The sequence below is a fragment of the Nocardia brasiliensis NBRC 14402 genome, assembly GCF_000308475.2.
Lineage (GTDB): Bacteria > Actinomycetota > Actinomycetes > Mycobacteriales > Mycobacteriaceae > Nocardia > Nocardia brasiliensis.
In genome coordinates this window covers 25,241-46,386 of the sequence record NZ_BAFT02000083.1, presented here as the reverse complement: position 1 = coordinate 46,386, position 21,146 = coordinate 25,241, and the positions used below count along the sequence as shown (strand labels likewise).

23 protein-coding genes are annotated in these 21,146 nt (G+C 67.5%); 8 read left to right on the top strand and 15 right to left on the bottom strand.

Going from position 1 to position 21,146, the window contains the following annotated elements:
* Positions 1-3: 3 nt before the first annotated feature.
* From TY25_RS30245 to TY25_RS30235, 3 genes are all read left to right on the top strand, one after another.
* Complete coding sequence (locus TY25_RS30245) at positions 4-513, top strand: F0F1 ATP synthase subunit B (protein WP_042261775.1); 510 nt, start codon at positions 4-6, stop codon at positions 511-513.
* The gene (locus TY25_RS30240; RefSeq protein ID WP_052383281.1) at positions 510-1,091 is read left to right on the top strand and encodes a F0F1 ATP synthase subunit B family protein; all 582 of its coding nucleotides are present in this window, start codon (positions 510-512) and stop codon (positions 1,089-1,091) included. The genes TY25_RS30245 and TY25_RS30240 overlap by 4 nt, the downstream gene beginning before the upstream one ends.
* A 127-nt stretch (positions 1,092-1,218) precedes the next feature.
* On the top strand, positions 1,219-1,707 hold the full coding sequence (locus TY25_RS30235) for a group II truncated hemoglobin (RefSeq protein ID WP_042261772.1): 489 nt from the start codon (positions 1,219-1,221) through the stop codon (positions 1,705-1,707).
* On the opposite strand, the gene TY25_RS30230 is transcribed toward TY25_RS30235, so the two are convergent.
* Entirely contained in the window at positions 1,695-2,597 is a 903-nt protein-coding gene (locus tag TY25_RS30230; protein WP_052383280.1) for a serine hydrolase, read from the bottom strand. The two genes, TY25_RS30235 and TY25_RS30230, sit on opposite strands and share 13 nt — an antisense overlap.
* A gap of 342 nt (positions 2,598-2,939) precedes the next feature.
* Here TY25_RS30230 and TY25_RS44265 point away from each other — a divergent pair, with 342 nt between their 5' ends.
* Positions 2,940-3,659, top strand: coding sequence for an LppP/LprE family lipoprotein (locus TY25_RS44265; protein ID WP_052383279.1), 720 nt, complete (start codon positions 2,940-2,942; stop codon positions 3,657-3,659).
* A 152-nt stretch (positions 3,660-3,811) separates the two neighbouring features.
* Here TY25_RS44265 and TY25_RS30220 read toward each other — a convergent pair whose 3' ends face one another.
* The 6 genes from TY25_RS30220 to TY25_RS30195 form a co-directional block, all read right to left on the bottom strand.
* Entirely contained in the window at positions 3,812-4,225 is a 414-nt protein-coding gene (locus tag TY25_RS30220; RefSeq protein ID WP_226887210.1) for a SanA/YdcF family protein, read from the bottom strand.
* 307 nt (positions 4,226-4,532) lie between these two features.
* Complete coding sequence (locus TY25_RS30215) at positions 4,533-5,465, bottom strand: DMT family transporter (protein WP_042261771.1); 933 nt, start codon at positions 5,463-5,465, stop codon at positions 4,533-4,535.
* A 69-nt stretch (positions 5,466-5,534) separates the two neighbouring features.
* Complete coding sequence (locus tag TY25_RS30210; protein WP_042261769.1) at positions 5,535-6,557, bottom strand: ArsR/SmtB family transcription factor; 1,023 nt, start codon at positions 6,555-6,557, stop codon at positions 5,535-5,537.
* A 7-nt stretch (positions 6,558-6,564) separates the two neighbouring features.
* Positions 6,565-6,792 carry a hypothetical protein gene (locus TY25_RS30205; protein ID WP_146154170.1) on the bottom strand — a complete coding sequence of 76 codons (228 nt, stop codon included), beginning with the start codon at positions 6,790-6,792 and terminating at the stop codon, positions 6,565-6,567.
* A 112-nt stretch (positions 6,793-6,904) separates the two neighbouring features.
* A complete protein-coding gene (locus TY25_RS30200; RefSeq protein WP_042261764.1) occupies positions 6,905-7,114 on the bottom strand; it encodes a hypothetical protein in 210 nt (69 codons plus the stop codon).
* 221 nt (positions 7,115-7,335) lie between these two features.
* A complete protein-coding gene (locus TY25_RS30195; RefSeq protein WP_042261761.1) occupies positions 7,336-8,334 on the bottom strand; it encodes an AurF N-oxygenase family protein in 999 nt (332 codons plus the stop codon).
* A gap of 182 nt (positions 8,335-8,516) precedes the next feature.
* On the opposite strand from TY25_RS30195, the gene TY25_RS30190 reads away from it, so the two are divergent.
* A complete protein-coding gene (locus TY25_RS30190; protein ID WP_042261755.1) occupies positions 8,517-9,230 on the top strand; it encodes a DsbA family oxidoreductase in 714 nt (237 codons plus the stop codon).
* Between the two features lie 61 nt (positions 9,231-9,291).
* Here the strand turns inward: TY25_RS30190 and TY25_RS30185 are convergent, their stop codons facing one another.
* Entirely contained in the window at positions 9,292-10,452 is a 1,161-nt protein-coding gene (locus tag TY25_RS30185) for a lipase family protein (RefSeq protein ID WP_052383288.1), read from the bottom strand.
* Positions 10,453-11,079: 627 nt separating this feature from the next.
* Between TY25_RS30185 and TY25_RS30180 the strand changes: the two genes are divergently transcribed.
* Together TY25_RS30180 and TY25_RS30175 are read left to right on the top strand one after the other, a co-directional pair.
* Complete coding sequence (locus tag TY25_RS30180) at positions 11,080-11,592, top strand: mycothiol transferase (protein WP_042261753.1); 513 nt, start codon at positions 11,080-11,082, stop codon at positions 11,590-11,592.
* Between the two features lie 170 nt (positions 11,593-11,762).
* The gene (locus tag TY25_RS30175; protein WP_042261751.1) at positions 11,763-12,917 is read left to right on the top strand and encodes a GDSL-type esterase/lipase family protein; all 1,155 of its coding nucleotides are present in this window, start codon (positions 11,763-11,765) and stop codon (positions 12,915-12,917) included.
* A gap of 144 nt (positions 12,918-13,061) precedes the next feature.
* On the opposite strand, the gene TY25_RS43700 is transcribed toward TY25_RS30175, so the two are convergent.
* Together TY25_RS43700 and TY25_RS30165 are read right to left on the bottom strand one after the other, a co-directional pair.
* A complete protein-coding gene (locus tag TY25_RS43700; RefSeq protein ID WP_063602774.1) occupies positions 13,062-14,084 on the bottom strand; it encodes a CAP domain-containing protein in 1,023 nt (340 codons plus the stop codon).
* A gap of 42 nt (positions 14,085-14,126) precedes the next feature.
* Entirely contained in the window at positions 14,127-14,864 is a 738-nt protein-coding gene (locus TY25_RS30165; protein ID WP_146154169.1) for a hypothetical protein, read from the bottom strand.
* A gap of 870 nt (positions 14,865-15,734) precedes the next feature.
* Between TY25_RS30165 and TY25_RS30160 the strand changes: the two genes are divergently transcribed.
* Entirely contained in the window at positions 15,735-16,748 is a 1,014-nt protein-coding gene (locus tag TY25_RS30160) for a LysR family transcriptional regulator (protein ID WP_042261747.1), read from the top strand.
* Between the two features lie 4 nt (positions 16,749-16,752).
* Here TY25_RS30160 and TY25_RS30155 read toward each other — a convergent pair whose 3' ends face one another.
* The 5 genes from TY25_RS30155 to TY25_RS30135 all read right to left on the bottom strand — a co-directional run bounded on the left by TY25_RS30155 (position 16,753) and on the right by TY25_RS30135 (position 21,138).
* On the bottom strand, positions 16,753-17,778 hold the full coding sequence (locus tag TY25_RS30155; protein WP_042261745.1) for an alpha/beta fold hydrolase: 1,026 nt from the start codon (positions 17,776-17,778) through the stop codon (positions 16,753-16,755).
* Positions 17,779-18,016: 238 nt separating this feature from the next.
* A complete protein-coding gene (locus TY25_RS30150) occupies positions 18,017-18,721 on the bottom strand; it encodes a DUF8020 domain-containing protein (protein ID WP_042261744.1) in 705 nt (234 codons plus the stop codon).
* A gap of 183 nt (positions 18,722-18,904) precedes the next feature.
* On the bottom strand, positions 18,905-20,209 hold the full coding sequence (locus TY25_RS30145; RefSeq protein WP_042261742.1) for a lysine N(6)-hydroxylase/L-ornithine N(5)-oxygenase family protein: 1,305 nt from the start codon (positions 20,207-20,209) through the stop codon (positions 18,905-18,907).
* The gene (locus TY25_RS30140) at positions 20,206-20,460 is read right to left on the bottom strand and encodes a phosphopantetheine-binding protein (RefSeq protein WP_042261740.1); all 255 of its coding nucleotides are present in this window, start codon (positions 20,458-20,460) and stop codon (positions 20,206-20,208) included. The genes TY25_RS30145 and TY25_RS30140 overlap by 4 nt, the downstream gene beginning before the upstream one ends.
* A gap of 30 nt (positions 20,461-20,490) precedes the next feature.
* Positions 20,491-21,138 carry an isochorismatase family protein gene (locus TY25_RS30135; RefSeq protein WP_042261739.1) on the bottom strand — a complete coding sequence of 216 codons (648 nt, stop codon included), beginning with the start codon at positions 21,136-21,138 and terminating at the stop codon, positions 20,491-20,493.
* Positions 21,139-21,146 lie beyond the last annotated feature (8 nt).

The window sequence follows — 21,146 nt, the reverse complement described above, 5'->3', positions numbered from 1 at the left end:
GGTATGTCTCCGAGAACAGATGTGGTGGCCCAGGGGAACTTCCTCATCCCCAATGGCACCTTCTTCGTCGAGCTGCTGATCTTTCTGATCGTGCTCGGAGTCATCTGGTTCTTCGTCGTTCCGCCGATCCGCAAGGTATTGGCGGAACGCGAAGAACGCGTTGCCGAGACCTTGACGAGGACCAAGGAGGCTCGGCAGCTGTTCACCGAGGCCGAGGCCAAACATCAGGCGGCGCTGGAAAAGGCGCGCGCCGAGGCGGCCGCGATCCGGAACCAGGCGCGTGCGGAAGGCCGCGCCATTCTCGAACAGATGCGCGGCGAGGCACAGCAGGAGGCCAACGCGATTGTCGTGGAGGCCGAGGCGCAATTGCGGGCACAGGCCGATCAGGTCGCCGCGGACTTGCGTGAGGCTGTCGAGCCGCTGGCCCAATCGCTGGCCACTCGGATGGTCGGCGTCAATGATCGGCGCGCGGGCACCAGCCGCGGCCATCAGACAGGACGGGCGTCGTCATGACCCTCAGCAGCAGCACCGACATCCTCGCCGAGAGTATTTATCAGATCAAGTTCGAATGGCCGGTCTTCCTCAGCCAGCTGTTCGGCTTCGTGGTCATCGTCTGGGTCATCGTCAAATACGTTGTGCCGCCGGTGAAACGGATGATGGCCAAGTCCCAGGACGCGATCCGCAAACAACTGGAGGAGAACCAGGAGGCCGCGGATCGGCTCACCCAGGCCAAAGAGGTCTACGACAACGGCATGGCCGAGGCCCGCGCCGAACTCGCCCAGCTGGTCGAGGACGCGCACGCCGACGCCGAGGCCATTGTGGTGCAGATGCGCGAGGCCGCGGCCGCGGAGGTCGAGCGGGTGCGCAAGCAGGGCCGCGACCAGATCGAGCTGGCCCGTAGGCAATTGATCCGCGACCTCAAGGACGACTTCACCGAACTGGTGTTGACCCGCACCACCGACGACGTCCGCGAACAGGTCCGCTCCCCCGAGGTCAAGGCGGACGCGGTCGAGAAGTTCCTGGACGAGCTCGAAACAATGGCCAACGCAGGCTCCGAACTCCGGGCCCGCAGCCAGTCACAGTGGAATTGAGTGTGCTTCAGGTGAATTGAGGCCCTGCCGGGTAGGCAGGGCCCTCACTTTTTTCGTGGCCGAGAGGTCGGCATGCGGCTAGTCTGACGCTGTTCGAGTTACAGCTTGTCGGATCGGAGTCGGCATCATGACGGAACCAACGGCGGGACAGACCGCCGACGCGGTGCCCAGCCTGTACGAATGGGCCGGGGGCACTGCGGCTTTCGAGTCGCTGACCGAGGTCTTCTATCGGCAGGTGCTGAAGGACGATCTGGTCGGGCCGCTGTTCCGCGGCATGGATCCCGGACATCCCGAATACGTCGCCATGTGGCTGGCCGAGGTCTTCGGCGGCCCCGCGACCTACAGCACCGAGCGCGGCGGCTACGCGCACATGGTCCGCCAGCACCTCGGCAAGGCGATCACCGAACCGCAGCGCCGGCGCTGGGTGAATCTGCTGATGGATGCCGCCGACGAGGTCGGGTTGCCCGACGATCCCGAGTTCCGCGCCGCCTTCGCCTCCTACATCGAATGGGGCACCCGGCTGGCCCACGCCAATTCCCAGCCGGAAGCCACCCCGCCGCTGGAAGCCCCGATGCCGCACTGGGGTTGGGGCGTCGCACCGCCCTATCGGCCGTAGGCATCGGCCGGGCCGGACGCCGCGGACAACGGCGGGAAGTAGTCCTTGAACAGGATCTCGCCCACCCGGGTGACGGTCTTGCGGCCGACCTGGTAACCGTTCTCGATCACCTGGGTGTTGTTCATGATCGCCACCGTGAACTGTTCCCGGGGGCCGGCGAAACCCACCGAGTTCATCAGCCAGGAGCCGTCGTCGTTGTCGTCGGCCCAGCCGTTCTTGTTGCCGGGCAGCGCGTCCGCGCCCGCCCCCCACACACCCCACTGCTGGTTCGTGTCGACGGAGTCGCTGCCGTCGACCGAGCGCATCTCGCGGACCAGGTAGGCGCGATCGCGGGCGGGCAGCTTCGTCAGCGCGAAGTCGATCAGGCGCTCGAGGTCGTTCGCGGTGACCATCATCCAGCCCCACGAATCGGGATGGCCCGCAGAGAAGCTGAACTCCGTCATGCCGAACGACCGGAACCGCGGCGCGAACACCCGCTCGCCGCCGTAGCGGTCCCACAGCGTGGTGGCGGCGTCGTTGTCGCTGCTGTGCAGCATCCGGTGCATCAGGTCGTGATCGTCGGCGCGCCACGTGATCGTGCCCGCGTCGGCCCGCAGCAGCAGGTCGACCACCATCGCCAGCTTCGGCGTCGAACACGCCGAAATCGGCGTCCCCGCATGGGCATTGCGCCATACCGCGCCGGTGCGCCGGTCCCGGACCACGATGGCGGTGAAGCCGGGACGCTCTTTGACGTAGGCCTCGGCCTGCGCGATCCGCGCGGTGAACGCCGGGTCGAACCCGAGCGGCGTCCCGGTATCCGGCCGCAGCGGGGCCTGCTGCGCGGGCTCGGGCGGGTCGTAGAGCAAGGCCGCTGCGAACACCGCGGCGACGACCAGCACGCCGGACGTCACTAGGGGAAATCGTCTCCTGACCAACCGCACGCGTTCATCCCTCGCTTCATGTCGCAAAGGTCCTGCTCGGCGCTCTGCATCTTGCCCAGTGGGACAGCGCCCGGGCAACCCGACACCCGGCAGTGGCGACAATTGGTTGCGGTCTGCCGCGGTACAGGCCCCGAGAGCTGGGGGCAATATTTTTGACGTGGGAACGCATGTGTGAAACTTTGTAACAGGAATCGGGAGGGCGCCGATCTCCAGGTGTCTCCCGAGCGCGCGGGAGTGGAGGTCCGCGCGCACTGCTCCGTGACCGGGGCAGCGGGAGCACACCGTTATCCACCAACCGATTTCGGGGGTTCAATGAACGTCAAATCGTGGGCTTTCGCCGCACTGGCCGCGAGCGTCGTACTCGGCGCGACCGGCTGTACCGACTCGAGCCCGGCACCGCAGGCCACCAGGACACCGATTCCCTCGGCCGTGCCGTCGACACCTGCCGTCACCCAGGCGCCCACCCCGGGCGAGGGCAACCCGCCGGCCGATCCGCCCAAGGCACAGCCGAGTCCGGTGACCGAAGCGCCCGCTCCGGCCCCGAACAACCCACCGGCCCCGAACAATCCGCCGCCCGTGGCCGACCCGCCCGCCGCGGACCAGCCGCCCAACGGGAGTGGTCACGGCCTGTGCTTCGACTCGAACTCCGATCTCGCCCGCTCCGCGGTCGCCCGATTGGCGCCCAACAAGGAGGGTTACCCGTGGGTGATCCGCGAGGCGAGCACCGATCCGGTCTCCGCGGGTTGTGCCGGCGTCCTGTCCTGGATGCTGGTGGACTGGAACGGCAGCCATCCCGGCTATCACGTCCTGTTCTTCACCAACGGCACCTACCTGGGCACCGCGACCTCGAAGTACTACGGCTACACCACGGTGCTCGGCAAGACCAAGAACACCGTGTCGGTGCAGTACCGCTGGGTCACCCCGCAGGACGCGCTGTGCTGCCCCTCCGGCGGCCCGAACGTCGTGACCTACACCTTGACCGGCACCACGGTCCAGGCCAAGGGCGAGTTCCCGCCGGACCCGGACAAGTAGACCGAGCCACGAGTCCGGCCGACTGCCCCTGACCGGACTCCACCGGGCGTCAGTACCCGCGCGGCCGCTGGGCTCGCAGCGCACTGACCCACCGGCGAAGCCCCTGTATCTCCCCCTGCTCCGAGGTACAGGGGCTTCGTCCTTGCCAGGGGTCAGCGCGCGAGCAACGCCGCGACCGCCTTGGGCGCGGCCACCCATTCGCGGAGGTTGTTGCGCACCTTCGTTATTCGCCGGCAGGCGCATGCGGCGGTGACGCCGTCGGCGTCGATCCCCGCGCCCCGACACAGGGCGACCGCCCGCGGCACATGCTGGTACTGGGTGACGACGAGGGCGCGGTCGATGCCGAACAGCCGTCGCGCGCGTGCACCCGTGGCGCGGGTCGACAAGCCAAGGCCGTCGGTGCGCACGACCGCCTGGTCGACGCCGCGGGCCGCGAGATACCTTGTCATCGCGGCGATTTCGTCGCCGGAGGCGCCCGCCGCATCGCCCGAGACCAGGATTTCGCGTACCTTTCCCGCGCGCAGCAGCTCGATCGCGGCGTCCAACCGCCCCCGCAGATACGGCATGGGTGTGCCGTCCGGCGCGACCTTCGCACCCCGGCACGATCACCACCGGCGCGTTGGGAGCCGTCGCCGGATCGAACCGATGTCCGGACGACAGTTGCCACAGCCGCAGATTCGCGCCGACCACCAGTCCCGTCACAGTGACGGCGGCCGCCGCGACCGAGCCGGCCAGCCACCGCCGCACCGCACCGGCGGCCCGCTTCGAATCCCTCGGCACTGTCATCTCTTTCGTCGACTCACCGGCGCCCGCGCGAGCGGGCCGTACCGGCGACCATCGTAGTGACGTGCCTGCCGCGACCAGTCGCTCGACCTACCGTGGGTCCGGCACCGGTTGCACCGCAACGTCTTCGGGCGGCACCGGCTTGGCCGCACGGGCTCGGGTGATGGCTACGCCGGACAGGCACAGCAGGCCGCCGACGATCGCGAGCAGGGCCGGGACCTCGCCCAGCGCCAGCCACGCCATCACGACCACCAGGGCCGGAACCACATAGGTGGTCACGCCCATCTTTCCGGCGGTGGTGCGGGCCAAAGCGTACGCCCAGGTGGTGAAGGCCAGCGCGGTGGGGAATACGCCCAGGTACAGGACGCTCAACGTCGACGACAGCGGCGCGGCGGCGGCTTCGGTGAGCAGCTGTCCCGCGAAGGGCGCACAGGCGATCGTGCCGATGACGCAACCGCCGGTGGTCACCTGCAACGCCGACGCGTGCGCGAGCGCAGGCTTCTGCGCGACCACCGCGACCGCCCAGGCGGCGGCCGCGGTCAGGCAGAGCACCACCCCAAGCACCGCGGAACTGCCCGCGTCCGAATTCGACAACCCCACGACCACCGCACCGGTGAAGGACACCGCGATACCGGCCATCAGGCGCGCCGGAAACCCTTCCCGCAGTAGCAATCCGCTCAGCAGCGCGATCAACACCGGGCCGATGTTGATCACCATCGCGGCGGTGCCCGCGTCGACGTACTGTTCACCCCAGTTCAGCGCGACCATGTAGACGCCGAACCAGAGCACCCCGGAGACCACGATGCCGGGCCAGGCGCCGCGGGCGGGCCACCTCTCCCCCTTGATGAGCAGGATCAGCACCAGCGCGATGGACGCCGTCAGCAATCGTCCGAATGCCAAAGCCCCGGGCGAGAAATCCGCTCCCGCAGCCCGGATGAACACGAACGCCGACGCCCACAGCACCACCGTGACGGCAGCGGCGACGGCGGCCTTCTGACCGGCAGATCGAACGACTAGCTCCATTTACCGAACACTAGATCAGGGGGCAGGAGAACTCACGCGGATTTCGGACGGCACGATCGCCCTGCGGCGCTAGGCGATCCGCGCGTTGCTGCTGAGGTCTCCTTCGAGCAGCGCGACGCCCAGGGTGGTGATCTCGTGGCGCATGGCATTGCGGTGCCGCCAGCTGTCGACCAGTCCGGCTTCGCGCAGAATCGACGCGTGTTCGCTGGCGGTGGCGGGTGAAACCCCAAGGCTGCGCGCGAGTTCGGTGGTGCTGCAGCCTTCCGCGATCACCTGCAGGGCGGCCGCCCTGGTCCGGCCCAGCAACGCGGTGAGCGCCTCGTTGGTGCCGCGCGGACCCCAGGCGGCGGCGAAGTCTCCGATATCCCGCAGCACCGGCACGATCAGCATCATCGGCGCCGTCTCGTCGACGGTCGAGTGCAGGGTGATCGGTTCGGGCCAGGCGAACAGGGACGGAATGATGAGCAGGCCGCGGCCGGCGAGATGCTCGTCGTGGCACGCCTTCGCGCGCAGCACCTCGAGCACCGGCGCCCGCCAGCGGGCATGCGGCATGAGCCCGGACAGCAGCCGTTCCACACCTTCGGCCGCCATGGTGCGGGCCATCCGTTCGGCGGCGACCTCCAGGTAAGTCTGGATATGCGCCCACCGGCCCGCGAACGCCACCGAGTGGAAGGCCTCGACGGCGCTCGCGACGCTCTGCCTGGCGCTGCCGTCCCGTTCGAAGAGGTCGGCGGTCCAGGCGGGCAGCGGGGTTTCGCCGATCTCCGCCCGCCGCCGCACCACGGTCTCCACCTCGTTGCGCAGCTCCAGCCGCGAGGCCAGATGCAGCGCTTCGACGCCGCCGGACATCGTTCGCGCGCCCCGGGTCGGCGTGATCAGGTCGAGAAAATTCTCCTCGGCGGGGAAGATCTCGGCGATCCGGCCGAAGTCGGCCGGGATCGCGGCGCCGACCTGCTGCCGCCAGCCCGTGTAGACGGCGACATTCGAGCGTTGCACGGCCCGGGTGGCCAGCATGGTTTCGCCCAAAGCGCCCAGTGGCGACCCGACCCGGATCCGGACGAGATCCTCCGGCGTGAAGATGATCCGCTTCATGCGCGGCTCACCGCAGGCCTTGCCACCGCACCGCCACGAGCGGATCGATGCTCGTCAGCAGTTCGTCGGTATTGCTCGGGTGCGGCGCTGCCCGCAGCACCGGTTCGCCCCTGCGGGACCACATGGTCTGCCACCGCCGCCTGCCTCGCTTCCACTCCGTCGCCATCCCGTCGGCGCACCGCGCCACCACCAGCGCGACCTCGCCGCCGGCGGGCGCCGCTACGTCCTTCATCATCGTTGCACTCCTCATAGTCACTGCTCAGCAGCCTATGAAGGAGAGCGGGTGGGACGCACCATGTTTCGGTCCAGGCCGAAACACCCCGGGAACTCGGGGCGCGACGAACCGCTCAGCGCTTGTGCGCGATGTCGTACCACTGGTGCGGCACGGACCAATCCCACACGTCCGCGCCGGGGACGATCGGCGATTGGGCGCGGGCCGCTTCGATCCGCTCGGCCTCGATGAAGCAGCGCACCGACCCGCCCACGCAGGCCCCGTACAAGAGCAATCCCCGGACGATGTGACGCCGGAACACCTGCCACGAGATGCGCCTCTGCATCGGTACCTCCTCGCCGAAGGTGCTTGCGGTACTACGGATTCCGAGCCTGAACCACCGCGCTGAGCAGGCCGGATCCAGTCACGATACCGCCGGGGTTCCGATTTCGGACCGAAATCGGAACCGAATTCGACCGGGTAGGGAACGGGGCGTGCGGCCCGCCCGGCTTACCCCGAAAACGGCGACGGCCCGGCGGTGCGCTACCGCCGGGCCGTCGTTCGCGATCAGGAGTGCGTGCGCACCGGTTCGCCGCGGTACCGCGACTCTTTGCCGTCGATCCGCAGCACCCGCCAGGCCAGCTTGGCCGCCGGGTTCATCAGGCCGATCTCGGCGGCCAGCATCCTGGCCTCGCCGAAGAAGTCGCGCCGCCGCGCCCTGGCCTCGGCGCTGCGCCAGAACAGTTCGCGCCGAATGCCCTTCGGGATGTCGAACTCGCGGAACAGCGACCGCGGTGGCTTCACGATCAGGTCGCAGGCGATGAACATGATGATCGGGTAGGCCAGCGACAGCGTCGCGCGCTGCACCGGATGCTGCTTCGGGACCCGGTGCCGCAGATATTCGTGCGCGAACGCGATATGCCGGGCCTCCTCGGCGATGTGAATCCGCATCACGTCGCGCATGATCGGGTGCACGTCCTCGCCCGCGCGCAGCACCTGCTTCTGCACATGGTCGATCGGTTCCTCGCCGGCGAGCACCGCGACGAAGAAGGTGGTCGGGAAGAAGCGGCCGAGCAGCGGCACCAGCGGGCCGAGCAGCTTCATGATCGAGCCCATGCCCGGGACGTCCGCGCCGATCCGGTTGACCATCTCCTGGAACATCAGGGTGTGGTTGACCTCCTCGGCGACCTCGTGATTGAGGTAGCGGAACTCGGCCGAGCCGTTGGGCACCTTTGCGAACAGATAGTTCATCACGCCGCCGATGAGCAGTTCCTCGAACTGCAGCCCGACCTTCGCGATATTGGCCTGCCGCCACATCCCGATCTCGATCTTGCGGCTTTCCGGCAGCGCGAGGTACCAGGGATGCGCACCGAGCGGATCGGTGGAGGCCGGGAGAATCCAGCGCGGGTCGTTCGGGATCACCGCCCATTCGGCGGATTCCCAGTCGATCTCGGTGTACGGGTCGAAGTGCCGATTGACCGAGCCTTCGGACAGTGTCGTCAGGATCGCCGTGTACTCACCCTTTGCTGCGGTGCGAGACGGCGCCGTTGCCGACTGTGTTGCCATGACGTCTACCTCATATCGGGTCGAGGTTAATGTGACACAGGTTTACGGTAACAGCCTGTCTCAGTCATTTCTAGATCGATCGGGTCTGCTGGGCAGATTGCCGAGCAGGCAGCGCCGCGGGAACAGAACCGAATATCGGCGTGTTGGCTGTTCAGGGGGTTGCGACGAGAGTGAGGACGCCCGTGCGGGTCGAGATCTGGACCGACATCAACTGCCCGTTCTGCTACCTGGGCAAGGCGCGGTTCGGGGCGGCGCTGGCCGAGTTCGCGCATCGCGCCGATATCGAAGTGGTGCACCGGTCGTTCGAATTGGACCCGACGCTGTCCGCGGACGAGTCCGGGCCGGTGATCGCGAAGATCGCCCGCAAGTACGGGATCAGCGAGGCACAGGCCGCGGCCAACGAACGCGGCATCGGCGCGCAAGCCGCCGAACTCGGTCTGCCGTACCTGACCGAGGGCCGCGACTACGGCAGTTCGTTCGACATGCACCGCCTGCTGCACTTCGCCCTCGCCCAGGGCAGACAGGAAGAACTGCTCGACGCTCTCTACCGCGCGAACTTCGCCGAGGAGCAGTCGTTGTTCGCCGACCACGACCGGCTGGCACGGCTCGCCGCGGACGCCGGACTAGCGGAGTCGGCCGTGCGCACGGTCCTCGCGGACCCGACGGCTTACGCCGACGACGTGCGCGCCGACGAAAAGGAAGCGGCCGAACTGGGTGCGACCGGTGTCCCGTTCTTCGTCTTCGATCGCAAGTACGGCGTCGCCGGCGCCCAGCCCGCGGCGGTCTTCGCCCAGGCGCTCGAGCAGGCCTGGGCCGAGCACCGACCAGTCCTGCAGACGATCGGCGGCGCGGACGCCTGCGGCCCCGACGGCTGCGAAGTGCCCGCGCGCGACTGAGCCGCGACGCAGTTCGCCCCGCGTGGTCGGCTACCACGCGGGGCGATCCGGAACTATCCGGCTATGCGCAGTTGCTCGGCGCGGGCTGGCCGGCGAAGCGTCCGTCCAGCCAGTTCATCATCGACGGCAGCCCGAGTTCGGCGGCCGTCAGGTGATCGGGTGTGGGGTACAGCTCCGCCTGCACCTTGACCCCCGCGCGGCAGTACCGGTGCACCGTGTTGGTGATCGCGTCCAGCGGGATCAGTCCGTCCTGCGGCGAATGCCATTCGAAGACCGGCGCGGCGGGGACACCGTCGTAGAGTTCGACGCTGTTCTCGTCCGCCACCGCCCAAGCCTTCGGATCATGGGCCAGCACAATGTCTTTCGCGTAGTCGTCGAAACTGTGCCCGACCCCGCGCGCGATCAGGTCGTTGGTGCAGCTGTTCGCCATGCCCCTGGCCGCGGCGAGCCCGCGCTCGTTCAGCGCGCTGGTGATCGGCAGGCGGTCCGGGTACTCCCGCTCCAGGCCGAGCACGGCGGCGAAGCCGAGCCCGAACGCCGGATGCTGGTTGTGCCCGATCGCCCAGCCCATGGTGGTCAGATTCATCGGCACCCCGCCTTCGGCGGCGCCGACGAGATTCAGTTCCGGCGCGTACGTCGGCGCCAGCGCGGCGGCCCAGGCGGTCGCCATACCGCCACCGGAGTAACCGGCCACCGCGGCCGGGCTCTGCCCGAGGCCGAGCTGCGGCAGCCGCTGCGCCGCACGAATCCCGTCGAGGGTGATCCGGCCGCCCAATTTCGCTGCGCCGTACGCACTGTTCGGGCCCAGGTGGTCCGGCAGCGCGACGCTCCAGCCGCGCGCCAGCGCGACGTTCAGCACCGGCGCGAACGGCACGATGAAGTTGGTGTCGTTGGCGTAGAGCCCGTGCGAGATCGCGCACTGGGTGCCGAGTCCGTTGATGATGTGCTGGAACGAGAGCAGGGGCGCGTCTGCGCGGTGACCGAGCGGCGTGAGCACCGTCGTGGTCGCCGCGATCGGCTCGCCCTGCGAGTTCGTGGACCGGAACTTGATCAGCGTGACCGTGGCACCGGGAAAAAAGAACAGCGGTGGCATCGGCCGGCTGTCGAGCACGTCGCCGGGCGCCTTGCTCGCGATGTCGGCGGGCGCGGCATAGAACGGGTCGGGGTCCGGGAGCGGCCAGATCGGCTGGGCGCTCGCGGTGACCGTCCCGGTCGCGGCCATGGCCACGCCGATCGTCAGCACACCGAGGATCGCGCGAATCGGTCTGAATTTCCGGCCGCCATCCGGCCGGAAGAAACGTCTGCCCACTGCTGCTGTACCTCCACTGCTTCGCAAGAATTGTCGGGTGATCTGCATTCAGCTGCCTCTACCGTAATATTTCAGCTGCGCTTCACTCTTTTAAGTACCGGCTTGCAAATAGCGCGCAGGCCGGTCACGACACCCAGTACGACGATTTATCACGAATATCCGCCGCACCCATATCATCGCCTCGATCAGCGTCCAGGAAACGCGGCGCAACATCTGCGCTGATCGGCGAATCATGCTGCACCACAACATCTATCGAGGACAGGAGAAGCGAACGCGGAGCCCCGTCCGATAGTCCGTATTTACCGGCGCCGATGTCCGATCTTTATCCGAGCCTGCCACACTCCCGAGTTCTGTCGTTCCGCACCGTCGTCCGGTCAGCGTAATGGCGGCAACCATATCGGTCCATCCCGAGGTCCGGCGTCGCGAAGAATTCACACCTTTCTAACAAGGTACACCGGCGGAATTCACCGGGCAGGCGGCGACAGCCACACCGGCCCGTGCCGGGAATAACGGACGGTCACCGCGCGTTCGAATCCGAACATGACCAGCGCTGACTTGTTGACCGACGCCTTCGGCCGCGTTCGGGAGAACGTGCACGGTGCCGTCGCGGACCTGACCCCCGACGAACTGGGCGTGCGCCTGGACCCTGGCGCCAACTCCATCGCCTGGCTGCTCTGGCACCTGACCCGGGTGCAGGACGATCACATCGCCGAGGTCGCACGACTGGACCAGGTGTGGACGGCCGCGGGCTGGGCGGACCGCTTCGGCCTACCCTTCGCCGACCAGGCGACCGGCTACGGACACACCCCGGCCGATATCGAGCAGCTCGGCCGAGTGCCCGTCGAACTGTTGCTCGGCTACTACGACGCGGTGCACGCGCAGACGATCGACTATGTCTCCGGCCTCACCGACACCGACCTCCCCCGCGTCGTCGACACCCGCTGGGATCCGCCGGTCACCCTCGGCGTCCGGCTGGTCAGCGTCGTGGACGACGATATCCAGCACGCGGGCCAAGCGGCGTTCATCCGCGGAGTCCTGTTGCGCCGCAGATGATCAGGCGCTCGGCCAATTGCTGAGCAGCGCGTCGAGGGCGTCGAGCGAGCGGGCCCACGAGCACTCCACCGCGCGCGGGTGGCTGTCGTAGCGACCCGCCAGTTCGAGCTGCACGCGCGCCGCACTTACTGTCTGACGGCCTGACGCGCCCCTACCCTCGAGGACCAGCTATGACCGACTGGATCACGACACCGATCGAACCACTGTTACGCGGCACGCTCGACGTCGAGCACACCGCCGACGGTCTACTCCCGCACCGGCTTCCGGCCGCGGCCCGCACACAGTTCCCGGATGACTACCTGGCGACGGTCGAGGCCCAGCCCGCCGGTGTCCGCCTGGCATTCCGGACCGAAGCGACCGGCATCGAACTGGACGCGTTGCCCACCAGGGCGTTCTACCCTGGCATACCCGCCCCCGCCGCCGGTGTCTATGAACTGCTCGTCGACGGTCGCCCGGCCGGTAGCGCGACCGTGCCGGGCACCGGCCGGCTGGTCGACATGACCACCCAGGCGGTCGTCACCGCGGACGCGGCGGCAGGCACGCTCCGGTTCGACCTGCCCGCAGGCGCTAAGGACATCGAGATCTGGTTGCCGCACACCGAAACCGCCGCATTGGTGGCACTGCGCAGCAACGCGCCGGTCCGGCCCGCTCCGGCCGACGGCCGGAAAGTCTGGCTGCACCACGGCAGTTCGATCAGTCACGGCTCGAACGCCGACCGCCCGACCGCGACCTGGCCCGCGCTGGCGGCGGCGCGCGGCGGTGTCTCGCTGCTCAACCTGAGCCTGCGCGGCAACTGTCTGCTCGATCCGTTCGTCGCCCGGACGATCCGGGACACACCCGCGGACCTGATCAGTCTGAAGTTCGGCATCAACCTGGTGAGCAGCGATGTGATGCGGGTGCGCGCCTTCACCCCGGCGGTGCACGGCTTCCTGGACACCATCCGCGACGGCCACCCGGACACGCCGCTGCTGGTGGTGTCGCCGATCCTCTGCCCCATCCATGAGGACACCCCCGGCCCGGGCGCGCTGGACTTCGACGGTCAGCGCGTGCGCTTCCGCGCGCTCGGTGATCCGGCGGAGCGAGCGAACGGAAAACTGACCCTCGCGGTCGTGCGCGACGAACTCGTCCGCGTCGTCGAGCAGCGCGCCGCCGGCGACCCGAACCTGCACTATCTCGACGGTCGATTGCTGTACGGCGAGCAGGATTTCGCCGAGCTGCCGCTGCCGGATCAGCTGCATCCGGACACCGCGACGCACCGTCGCATCGGCGAGCGCTTCGCCGACCTGGCGTTCGGCGCGTCGGGACCGCTCGCGTCGGCGGGCTGAACGCGCCGCGCGAACAGCGGATGCCGCCGGACACGTCCTCGGTCCGGCGGCACCCTCGCGTGCTGATCCGAAGCCCCCGCGGGTGCGGCCGGTCCCGCGAAGACCCGGTAAACCACAAAGCGAGTTTGTGGCTTACCTATCGAGTCAGCGCTGACTCGTCCGAGCGGCCAACTGCTCGAAGACATTGCGAATCGGGGCGTCGAAGCCGTTGCTCCACGGATCCCACGACGACTCGGCGGCGTCGTCCGAACCCCAAGGGTCCCAAGCGGAATCGCCCCACGGATCCCAGGATTCGCCGGCGCCGTCGGCACCCTCGCCCCACGGATCCCACGAATCACCGCCACCATCGGAACCGTCCCCCCACGGATCCCAGGAATCACCGCCGCCATCGGACCAATCGCCCCACGGATCCCACGGCGAGCCGCCGTCGGGCGGGTTCGCACAGTCACCGTCGGAGGGATCGCCGCCGCCGGGTTGGCCGGGCTGGCCGGGCTTTTCGGGCTGGCCGGGCTTTTCGGGCTGGCCGGGCTTTTCGGGCTGGCCGGGCTTTTCGGGCTGGCCGGGCTTTTCGGGCTGGCCGGGCTTTTCGGGCTGGCCGGGCTTTTCGGGTTTACCCGGCTGACCGTCGGTCGGCTTGCCGGGCTTACCGTCGGTCGGCTTACCGGAGTCCGGTTGGCTCGAGGTGCCGAAGTTCTGGGTCCAGTACGGAGTTCCGTTGCGCGCCTTCGCGTATCCGACACCGATATCGCGCAGGCCGCAGTTCAGGATGTTGGCGCGGTGCCCCGGGCTGTTCATCCACCCGTCGACCACGTCGGTGGCGCTCTGGTGTCCGGCGGCGATATTCTCCGCCCAGGTCTGCGGTTTGTATCCCGCCGCGCGGATGCGCGCGCCCGGATCGCCCTTCGACGAGTTGTGGTCCATGAAGTTGCCGGCGGCCATATCCTCCGAATGGCCCTGGGCGGCTTGGGTGAGATGACTTTCCGCGCGCAACGCCGGACACCCGGCCTTGGCGCGTTCGTCGTTGGTCAGGCTGATCACCGCATCGGCGGGCGATTCGGCCGAGGGTGCGGCCTGAGCCGCGGGGGCTCCGGCAAGCGCGGCCACGGCAATCGCCGAGGCGCCGACAGCGGTGGACAGAGACAGCATGGTCGCTGGCGAGAAACGCACAATTTCCTTCGTGAAGTTGTCGATTACCTTGTTATTCGGTTGTCAGCCGACGCTCGGGCCGAGCGCGAGCGGAGCCCACTCGGCGTCGTCGTCGGTCACATAAGCCGAATCGTCAGCGGCATAGGCTGATTCATCGGTGTCGTACGCCGAGTCGCCCTCGGCATAGGTCGAGTCATCGGCTTCGGCAGCCGCGTCGTCGGTGTCGTAGGCCGAGTCATCGGTCTCGGCAGCCGCGTCGTCGGTGTCGTAGGCCGACTCATCGGCTGCCGCCCCGTCGTCCGAGACGACTGCCGCGTGCCTGGGCGCACCGCCGGGCGCGGCAGGCGCGACGCCGGCGAGCAACTGGTTGATCCCCTTGGCCACCTCGGGGCCGATCGCGGCATTACCCGCGCTGAGCGCCGCCGCGAGCGCCTTGATCACCACGCGCATCGGCTCCTGCAGGGCCGGACCGCCCAGCTCGAGCAATTTCTGCGCGCTCTCGATCAGCGCCGCCGTGTTGCCGGGCTCCGGCTCCGCACGCTCGGTGCGCCTCGACTGTTGGGCGGGCGCACCGATTTCCGGCCGCTGCGCCCGCGCGTCTCCGGGTGTCCGCGAAACAGGCACGGCCACTGTCGGTTCCGGGGCCGCGGTGGCACCGTCGCGGGCCGCACCCCCTGCGTGCGGCGCCGGCTCGCCGGCTCCCGCGTTGGCCGAGACGGCCATGCCGATCAGCGTCACCGTGGACAGCATCGCCATCCGGGCGGGGACATAGGTATTTCTCGGCGCGCTGTGCTTACCCAAGATGTCTTCCTTCGAAATGGCCGATCGTCCATCGGATCGACTGAGTCGAATTGATCGCCGATTCCGGCCGGTCGCGACACTGCGACCGGCCGGACCGGCTAGCCGCGACTCTGCGGTCTAGTACGCGGTTCCAGCGTGCTGGCTTCCGATTCGAAGCGTACGAGCGCCGCGGGCACCCGACAAGGTCGCGAGAACATTCTTACATCGAATCAAGATCCCAATTAACAGACGTTGGATCGGCGATCACGGTCAGATCACGTACAGCGTCGAAACGGACAATTCTCCGATCACGGCTCGATCACGTAAACCGCGCGATTCATAGCCGCTCCGCTATATCGCGGGAGTTGTCGTAATGAACAAGCCGGATTGTCATCCGGTACAAGATGTCCACCGGTTGTTAGCCGCTCTAACATTGCGTTAAGTTTCGATTGAATAAGCACCCCACGGCCCGTACTTCGAGACCGACACGGTTACGATCCAGTATCCGATGAGCACGATGCAGGGGCGCGCTCGGCGGACCCAGAAGGCGGTTCAGCAGCCATCACCCCAGGTAGCGAGAGCAAGCGAGTCAGTGTGCGAAGTGGCAAGGTGATCCAGATAACAGAACGATAAATACTTCCACATTGACGTATCCTGCACCCGCGTAGATACTGACTCCGCGCAAGTCGGCACGATCTCCGAGTTAGTTCTTTCCCGGCCATCGCCGAACCATTCGAGATATGAACGCACGGTAAACGGAAAGAGCCGGAAGTCGAAGTCGATCGACGCTGATCGGCAACTGCCACGACTCGGCGACGGATGCTCACTTAAATTTCAGTGAAGGACCGCAAGTGCGGTAGATGAGCCGAAGGCTCGATATGAAGGTTGCCGATGTCTGATTATCCCTTGCTCACTTCCAACACGATCACGTTGCGGCAGTTCGATTACTTTGTGAACACGGTGCAACTGGGTTCACTGTCCGCGGCGGCGCGCCGATTCGGAATAACGCCGTCCGCGATGTCGCAGCAGATCGACTCGCTGGAGAGCTCGCTCGGCCGCAAACTGTTCGACCCCCGATCCCGAAGATCGAGGCTCACCAAGTTCGGCCGCGAGTTCTTCACCCAGGCCTCCGACGTCGTCGACTCGGTCCGGCAGGCGATGGCCATGGGTCAAACGTTCGGCGACGGCGTCATGACCGTCGGCACGACGCCGACGATCGCGCAGAAACTGTTGCCGCCGCTGATCTATCGGATGCGGCTGGAGCGCAATATCGACAACATCGAGGTCCGGTCGTTCACCGATATCCGCGAACTGCACTCCACCCTCGACGAGGGCGCGCTCGATCTCGCGGTCGGTCCGCTGGAGCGGTCCACCGCGAAGGTGTTCCACTGCTTCGGCGAGGAGGAACTCGTCGTCGTGTGCCACCACAGCCATCGCAACAGCTTCGATGGTTCCTGGAAACAGCTGATCGAGGCGCCGTGGATTCGCTGCGGCGCGAATTCCGATCTCACGGATATCCTTTCCCGCGAGGCGGGCCGGGCCGGCGTGCACATCCGCTTCGCGGTGCGCGCGCCCGACGTGTCCACCGCCTTGAGCCTGGTGGAACACGGGGTCGGCGTGGCACTGGTACCCCGCATGGCCTTGCACGGGTGCTCGCGCCTGGTGTCCATCGTCCGGCTGCCCCGTCCGATCCGGCGCGAACTGACGGTACACGCCCGCGACAAATCCCCGTATGTGGAGAAGTTCCTGGACGCGATCACCGACACCGAACTCGTCCGGAAATTCGGTGCCGCAGGGCTGTTCGACATCCGGCGCCCGAAGCTCGAGTCGGCGTCACGGCCACAGGTGCCCGCCCAGATCGGCGCCCGTGACTCCGCCTATATCCCCGAGGCCAAGGCGCAGTGAGGTGTTATGGCCGGACCATCGAATTCGCCCAGTCGATGACGGCCGCCTGATAATCGCGAGTGTTGCGCGCCAAGTTGACCGAATGCCCGCTCCCGGGCAGCACGAAGGCGCGCAACTTCGCGGCCGGGCCGAAGTACTGGGACTCCGACGCCAGCAGGGTGGCCGAGTCCGTGCAGACCGAATAGTTGGTGCCGCAGGACAATCGATCCCGGCTGCCGTTGACGAGCAGCACCGGCGCGGTGATGAGACCGGACATACCGGGCAGAGTGGAGGTCAGGCCGTCGGGATACTCGGTGAGCGAGAAGATTTCCTTGTTCTGTTCATCGACCGCGAGGACCTGCGGGTCGACATTGTCGGGATCGAAGAAGTCGTGCACGCGGGTGCCCGGCCGGGACACCAGGTAGCCGGAATCGAGCCCGCGCCCGGCGAACTTGGGGTCCTGCACCGCCGGGTAGTAGGTGGAAATCACGCCGAGGGTCTCGGGAATGTTGAGCGAGTGCGAATATCCGGTGAGCACAACGCCGTCCACGTCGTGGTGCTTCGTCGCCTCGATCACCGCGGTGCCCGAGGTCAGCGAATGCCCGACGCTGATCACCTTCGCGAACGGCGCGGCGCCGGCCAGCCCGGCGCGCAGTGCCCGCACGATCTCGTGCAAGGCGTCCGCGGTGGCGGTCGCGGTGAGGGTCAGGCTCGGCGGATGCGTGCTGTTGCCATTGCCGAGCCGATCGACCACGAGAGTGGCCAATCCCGCCGCGTTCATCGCGCGCCGGAAATTGTAGGTCTCGGGGGCGTACTGGAAATCCCAATACGAGCCGTTGTAATTCGAACCGGCCATGAGCACCATGACCGTATCGGCCGTGCCGTCGGCGGGCAGGCACAGTGTCGAGGCCAACTGGCCCCGGGCGACCTCGAAGGGAAACGATCGGCAATTGTCCGAGGCCGGTGCGGGATCGGCCTGCGCCACTCCCGGAACCACGCCGAGCAGAGCTGCTGCCGCCAACGCGGCCAATGTTCGAACCGAAATCCGCACGCGACGAGCTCCTCGAAAGTGAGATGCGAAGAACGCCCGTCCGGCGTCCCTGTCCAGCAACTAGTCAGGCAGGCTATCGCCGGGGGCGCGCCCATCGCAAGGATTACCGCGGATTCGAGCGCGCGCGTCCGCGTCACCGAACTCGTTGCGGGGCAAAGCCACTCCACACGACTCGGTCTTGGAAAGAACGAACCGCCCCCTTGTGAGGGGCGGTTCGCGCTGTCGACCCGGTCAGGTCTTACTTGGCCGGGTTGAACGGCTGGTTGATCGTGGTGAAGTACTGGATAGCCGCACCGATCGCCACCGGGGCGGTGATGAAGATCTGGCCCGCGACGGTGCCGAGCGCGCCCATGGCGGCCGCGCCACCGAGGCAACCCGCGGCGATGCCGCCCAGGAACGGACCGAACAGGCCGACGATGGTGCCGCCGACCACCGCGCCACCGACGATGCCGCCGAGCACACAGCCGACGGCCGCGCCGCCGAGGCCGCCGACCAGGGTGGCGATGCTCGCACCGAGGCTGATCGTGCCGGTCATGCGGGACCAGGCGGCCTGCTCACGGTCGTACTCGCTCTTCCACGGCGCCTTGTCCTCGAACGGCAGCGCGACCGGCTTGTAGACGGCCTTGCTCATGTCCAGCTGCGGGGTCAGGGTCGCCGTGCAGCCGGCGATATCGGCCGCGATCGGGAACTCGAACTCGTCGAGCCGGAACTTCAGGGGGGTGCCCGCGACGACGTTTCCGTTGGCGGCCTTGATCTTCAGCGCGCCGTCCTCGACGACGATCGAGCCGGCGTCCAGGGAGACGATGGCCTGCGTGTCGGTGGACTCGGCGGTGAAATTGATCGGCGCATCGGCAGCGGCCGGGTCTGCGGCCGCGGTGCCCGCGGCGACACCGAGTGCGGCGATCAGCATGGTGGCTGTCGCGGCGAGGTTCCTCATCAGCATTCTTCGAAGTCCTTCGTAGGTGTGGTCGGGATGCCGGAAGCTTAGGATAGCCACACCTTATTTTGTCAACATGTTCGTTGTCACTGTTTAGATTTGCTTAAATGCTCGCGGACGACCCGGATGCCAAGTCCGACACCGGGTTTCGCACATGCCGCTGGCGGGCGAGCGCTGGAGATCCCGTAGCTACCTCCCCGCCCGATCCGCCGCACGATCGGTCCGCGCACCCGTCGCCGCCCGCGCGACCGAGCGCACGATCTCGCCGGTGCGCACCGCGATATTCGACAGCAGGGACGAGGAGAGCCCGTGCGTGTGCTCGGTGCCGCCCTGCAGATAGATATCGCCCGGCAACGGCGCGGTCGGCACCAGCCGGTAGTCCCGGGTCACCTGAACCTGTCCGCTCTCGAACGCGACGGATCCGGCCAGTTCCCCGAGTACGGTCCGGACATCGCCGGGCCGGAAACCGGTGGCGCACACCACCGCATCGCACATCAGCGTCTCGGTGAGGCCGGTCGGCCCGTGCGTCACGTCGACCCGGACCCCGCCGCCGGAATCCTCGATGCTCGCGACCGTCGAGGCCCCGTGCATGAACAACCGCCGATCACCGGCGACCCGCTCGGCGTACTCCTGGGCGTACAACCGCTCGATGAGCGAGGGCTCCACCGCGGAATAGTTGGTGCCGCGGTGATAGGTCATCAACTGCCGCCGCAACTCCGGCGAGGACGCGTAGAAGTCGTCCACGGCGGCCGGGTCGAAGATCCGGTTCGCGTACGGGCTGTCGTCGGCCGGGCTGAGCCCGTATTTGCCGAACACCGCATGCACCCGCGCGTCCTCGTAGCGCTGATGCAGATGCCCGACCACCTCGGCCGCGCTCTGCCCCGCACCCAGCACCACGAACCTGTTGTGCCGCAACCGCGGCAGCGTTTCCAGACTGGGCAGCAGGCGATGACTGTGGAACACCCGCGCACTCGCCGCCACCCCTTCCGGCAGCCGCGCCGAAAGGCCCACGGCCACCACGATGTTGCGCGCTCGCAGCACGCCGGGCGCGGCACCGTCCAGCTGGATCTCGAAGTAGTCGCCCGCCGCAGCCATCGACACCGCGGTGGTACCGAAGGACACCTCGGCGTCCACCGTGCGCGCCGCCCACCGCAGATAGTCCTGGAACTCCAGCCGGGTGGGCCGGAAGGTCGACAGGTTGATGAAATCGGTGAGCCGGTCGTGCTCTTTCAGATAGTTCAGGAAGCTGTACCTGCTGCGCACATTGCGCTGCGTGACAAGGTCTTTCAGGAACGAGATCTGCATCGTCGCGCCGGGCAGCAGCATGCCGGGATGCCACTCGAAGCGCTCTTTGGTCTCGACGAACCGGGCGCTCAGCCGCTCGTGCGCGCGGTCTTGGTTGTGCTCCTCGAGCGCGATCGCCAGCGCGAGATTCGAAGGCCCGAAACCGATCCCGGCGATATCGACGATCTCGTCACCGGTGCTGCCCGTCATGTCCGATCCGCGTGACCGGGTACCAGGACGTCGAGCCAGACACCGAGCACCGGCTCGGCGGCCAGGGTGGCGAAATCCGCCTCCGTCGCGCCGCTGGCCCGCCACTTCTCCACCAGCGACATCAACCGCACCGAATCCAGGCCGGCGTCGGTGAGATCCCCGTCTTCGGGCACCTCGTGCGGTGCGACGCCCAGTGCCGCCGCGATATCGGCGATCACGTCCTCGCGGCCGATGGTAACCGGCTCGGTCATAACACTCCTCCAACTAGTCGAAAGCCCGGGTCAGGCCGCATTCGATTGCCGCAGCGCGTAATCCAGCGCGTCGGTGGTGGTCACCGCGCCACAGCGGCGCGCGACGTAATCCATGGCCATGAGGTGCTCGTCCCTGCCGAAGTCAGCGGTCGCGTCCAGCACCAGGAACGGCTGGATGTCGTTCATGAACGCCTCCGCCGCGCTGAGCATGCAGCCCATGTGCGCGTAGACGCCGGTGATGATCAACTGGTCGCGGTTGTAGTGATTGAGCAACTCGCGCAGATCGGTGCGCTGGAACGCGGAGTAGCGCCACTTGGTGACCTGGATATCGGCGGGGCCGGGCGCCAGTTCGGCGACGACCTCGGCCTCCGGGCCGTTGCTCAGCCCGCTGCCCCAGAAATCGGCGAGAATGCCACGTCGTGAGGGGTGCTGGTCACCGGGCTGCATGGTGAAGACCACCGGTACCCCGGCCTCGTTGCACTGCTTGCGCAGGCGCCGGATGTTCGCGACGGCGGTCGAGATCGGTTCCTGGTCGAGCTGGTACGCGTCGATGAAGTACCGCTGCATGTCGTGGATCAGCAGCGCGGCGCGCGACGAATCCAGCGTCCATGGAACCCGATTGACGGCGACGTCCTCGCGCGCCGGTATCGAATACGGTGCGATCGGCGGGATAGCCAACAGTTATC

Bases quoted from the DNA above. Each gene is read 5' to 3' on its own strand.
- TY25_RS30215 (WP_042261771.1), bottom strand. From the start codon at position 5,465: ATGGAGCTAGTCGTTCGATCTGCCGGTCAGAAGGCCGCCGTCGCCGCT.
- TY25_RS30150 (WP_042261744.1), bottom strand. From the start codon at position 18,721: ATGCTGATGAGGAACCTCGCCGCGACAGCCACCATGCTGATCGCCGCA.
- TY25_RS30245 (WP_042261775.1), top strand. From the start codon at position 4: ATGTCTCCGAGAACAGATGTGGTGGCCCAGGGGAACTTCCTCATCCCC.
- TY25_RS30210 (WP_042261769.1), bottom strand. From the start codon at position 6,557: ATGAAGCGGATCATCTTCACGCCGGAGGATCTCGTCCGGATCCGGGTC.
- TY25_RS30205 (WP_146154170.1), bottom strand. From the start codon at position 6,792: ATGATGAAGGACGTAGCGGCGCCCGCCGGCGGCGAGGTCGCGCTGGTG.
- TY25_RS30175 (WP_042261751.1), top strand. From the start codon at position 11,763: ATGACCGACTGGATCACGACACCGATCGAACCACTGTTACGCGGCACG.
- TY25_RS30180 (WP_042261753.1), top strand. From the start codon at position 11,080: ATGACCAGCGCTGACTTGTTGACCGACGCCTTCGGCCGCGTTCGGGAG.
- TY25_RS30220 (WP_226887210.1), bottom strand. From the start codon at position 4,225: ATGCCGTATCTGCGGGGGCGGTTGGACGCCGCGATCGAGCTGCTGCGC.
- TY25_RS30235 (WP_042261772.1), top strand. From the start codon at position 1,219: ATGACGGAACCAACGGCGGGACAGACCGCCGACGCGGTGCCCAGCCTG.
- TY25_RS30185 (WP_052383288.1), bottom strand. From the start codon at position 10,452: ATGGCCGCGACCGGGACGGTCACCGCGAGCGCCCAGCCGATCTGGCCG.
- TY25_RS30145 (WP_042261742.1), bottom strand. From the start codon at position 20,209: ATGACGGGCAGCACCGGTGACGAGATCGTCGATATCGCCGGGATCGGT.
- TY25_RS44265 (WP_052383279.1), top strand. From the start codon at position 2,940: ATGAACGTCAAATCGTGGGCTTTCGCCGCACTGGCCGCGAGCGTCGTA.
- TY25_RS30160 (WP_042261747.1), top strand. From the start codon at position 15,735: ATGTCTGATTATCCCTTGCTCACTTCCAACACGATCACGTTGCGGCAG.
- TY25_RS30195 (WP_042261761.1), bottom strand. From the start codon at position 8,334: ATGGCAACACAGTCGGCAACGGCGCCGTCTCGCACCGCAGCAAAGGGT.
- TY25_RS30240 (WP_052383281.1), top strand. From the start codon at position 510: ATGACCCTCAGCAGCAGCACCGACATCCTCGCCGAGAGTATTTATCAG.
- TY25_RS30200 (WP_042261764.1), bottom strand. From the start codon at position 7,114: ATGCAGAGGCGCATCTCGTGGCAGGTGTTCCGGCGTCACATCGTCCGG.
- TY25_RS30140 (WP_042261740.1), bottom strand. From the start codon at position 20,460: ATGACCGAGCCGGTTACCATCGGCCGCGAGGACGTGATCGCCGATATC.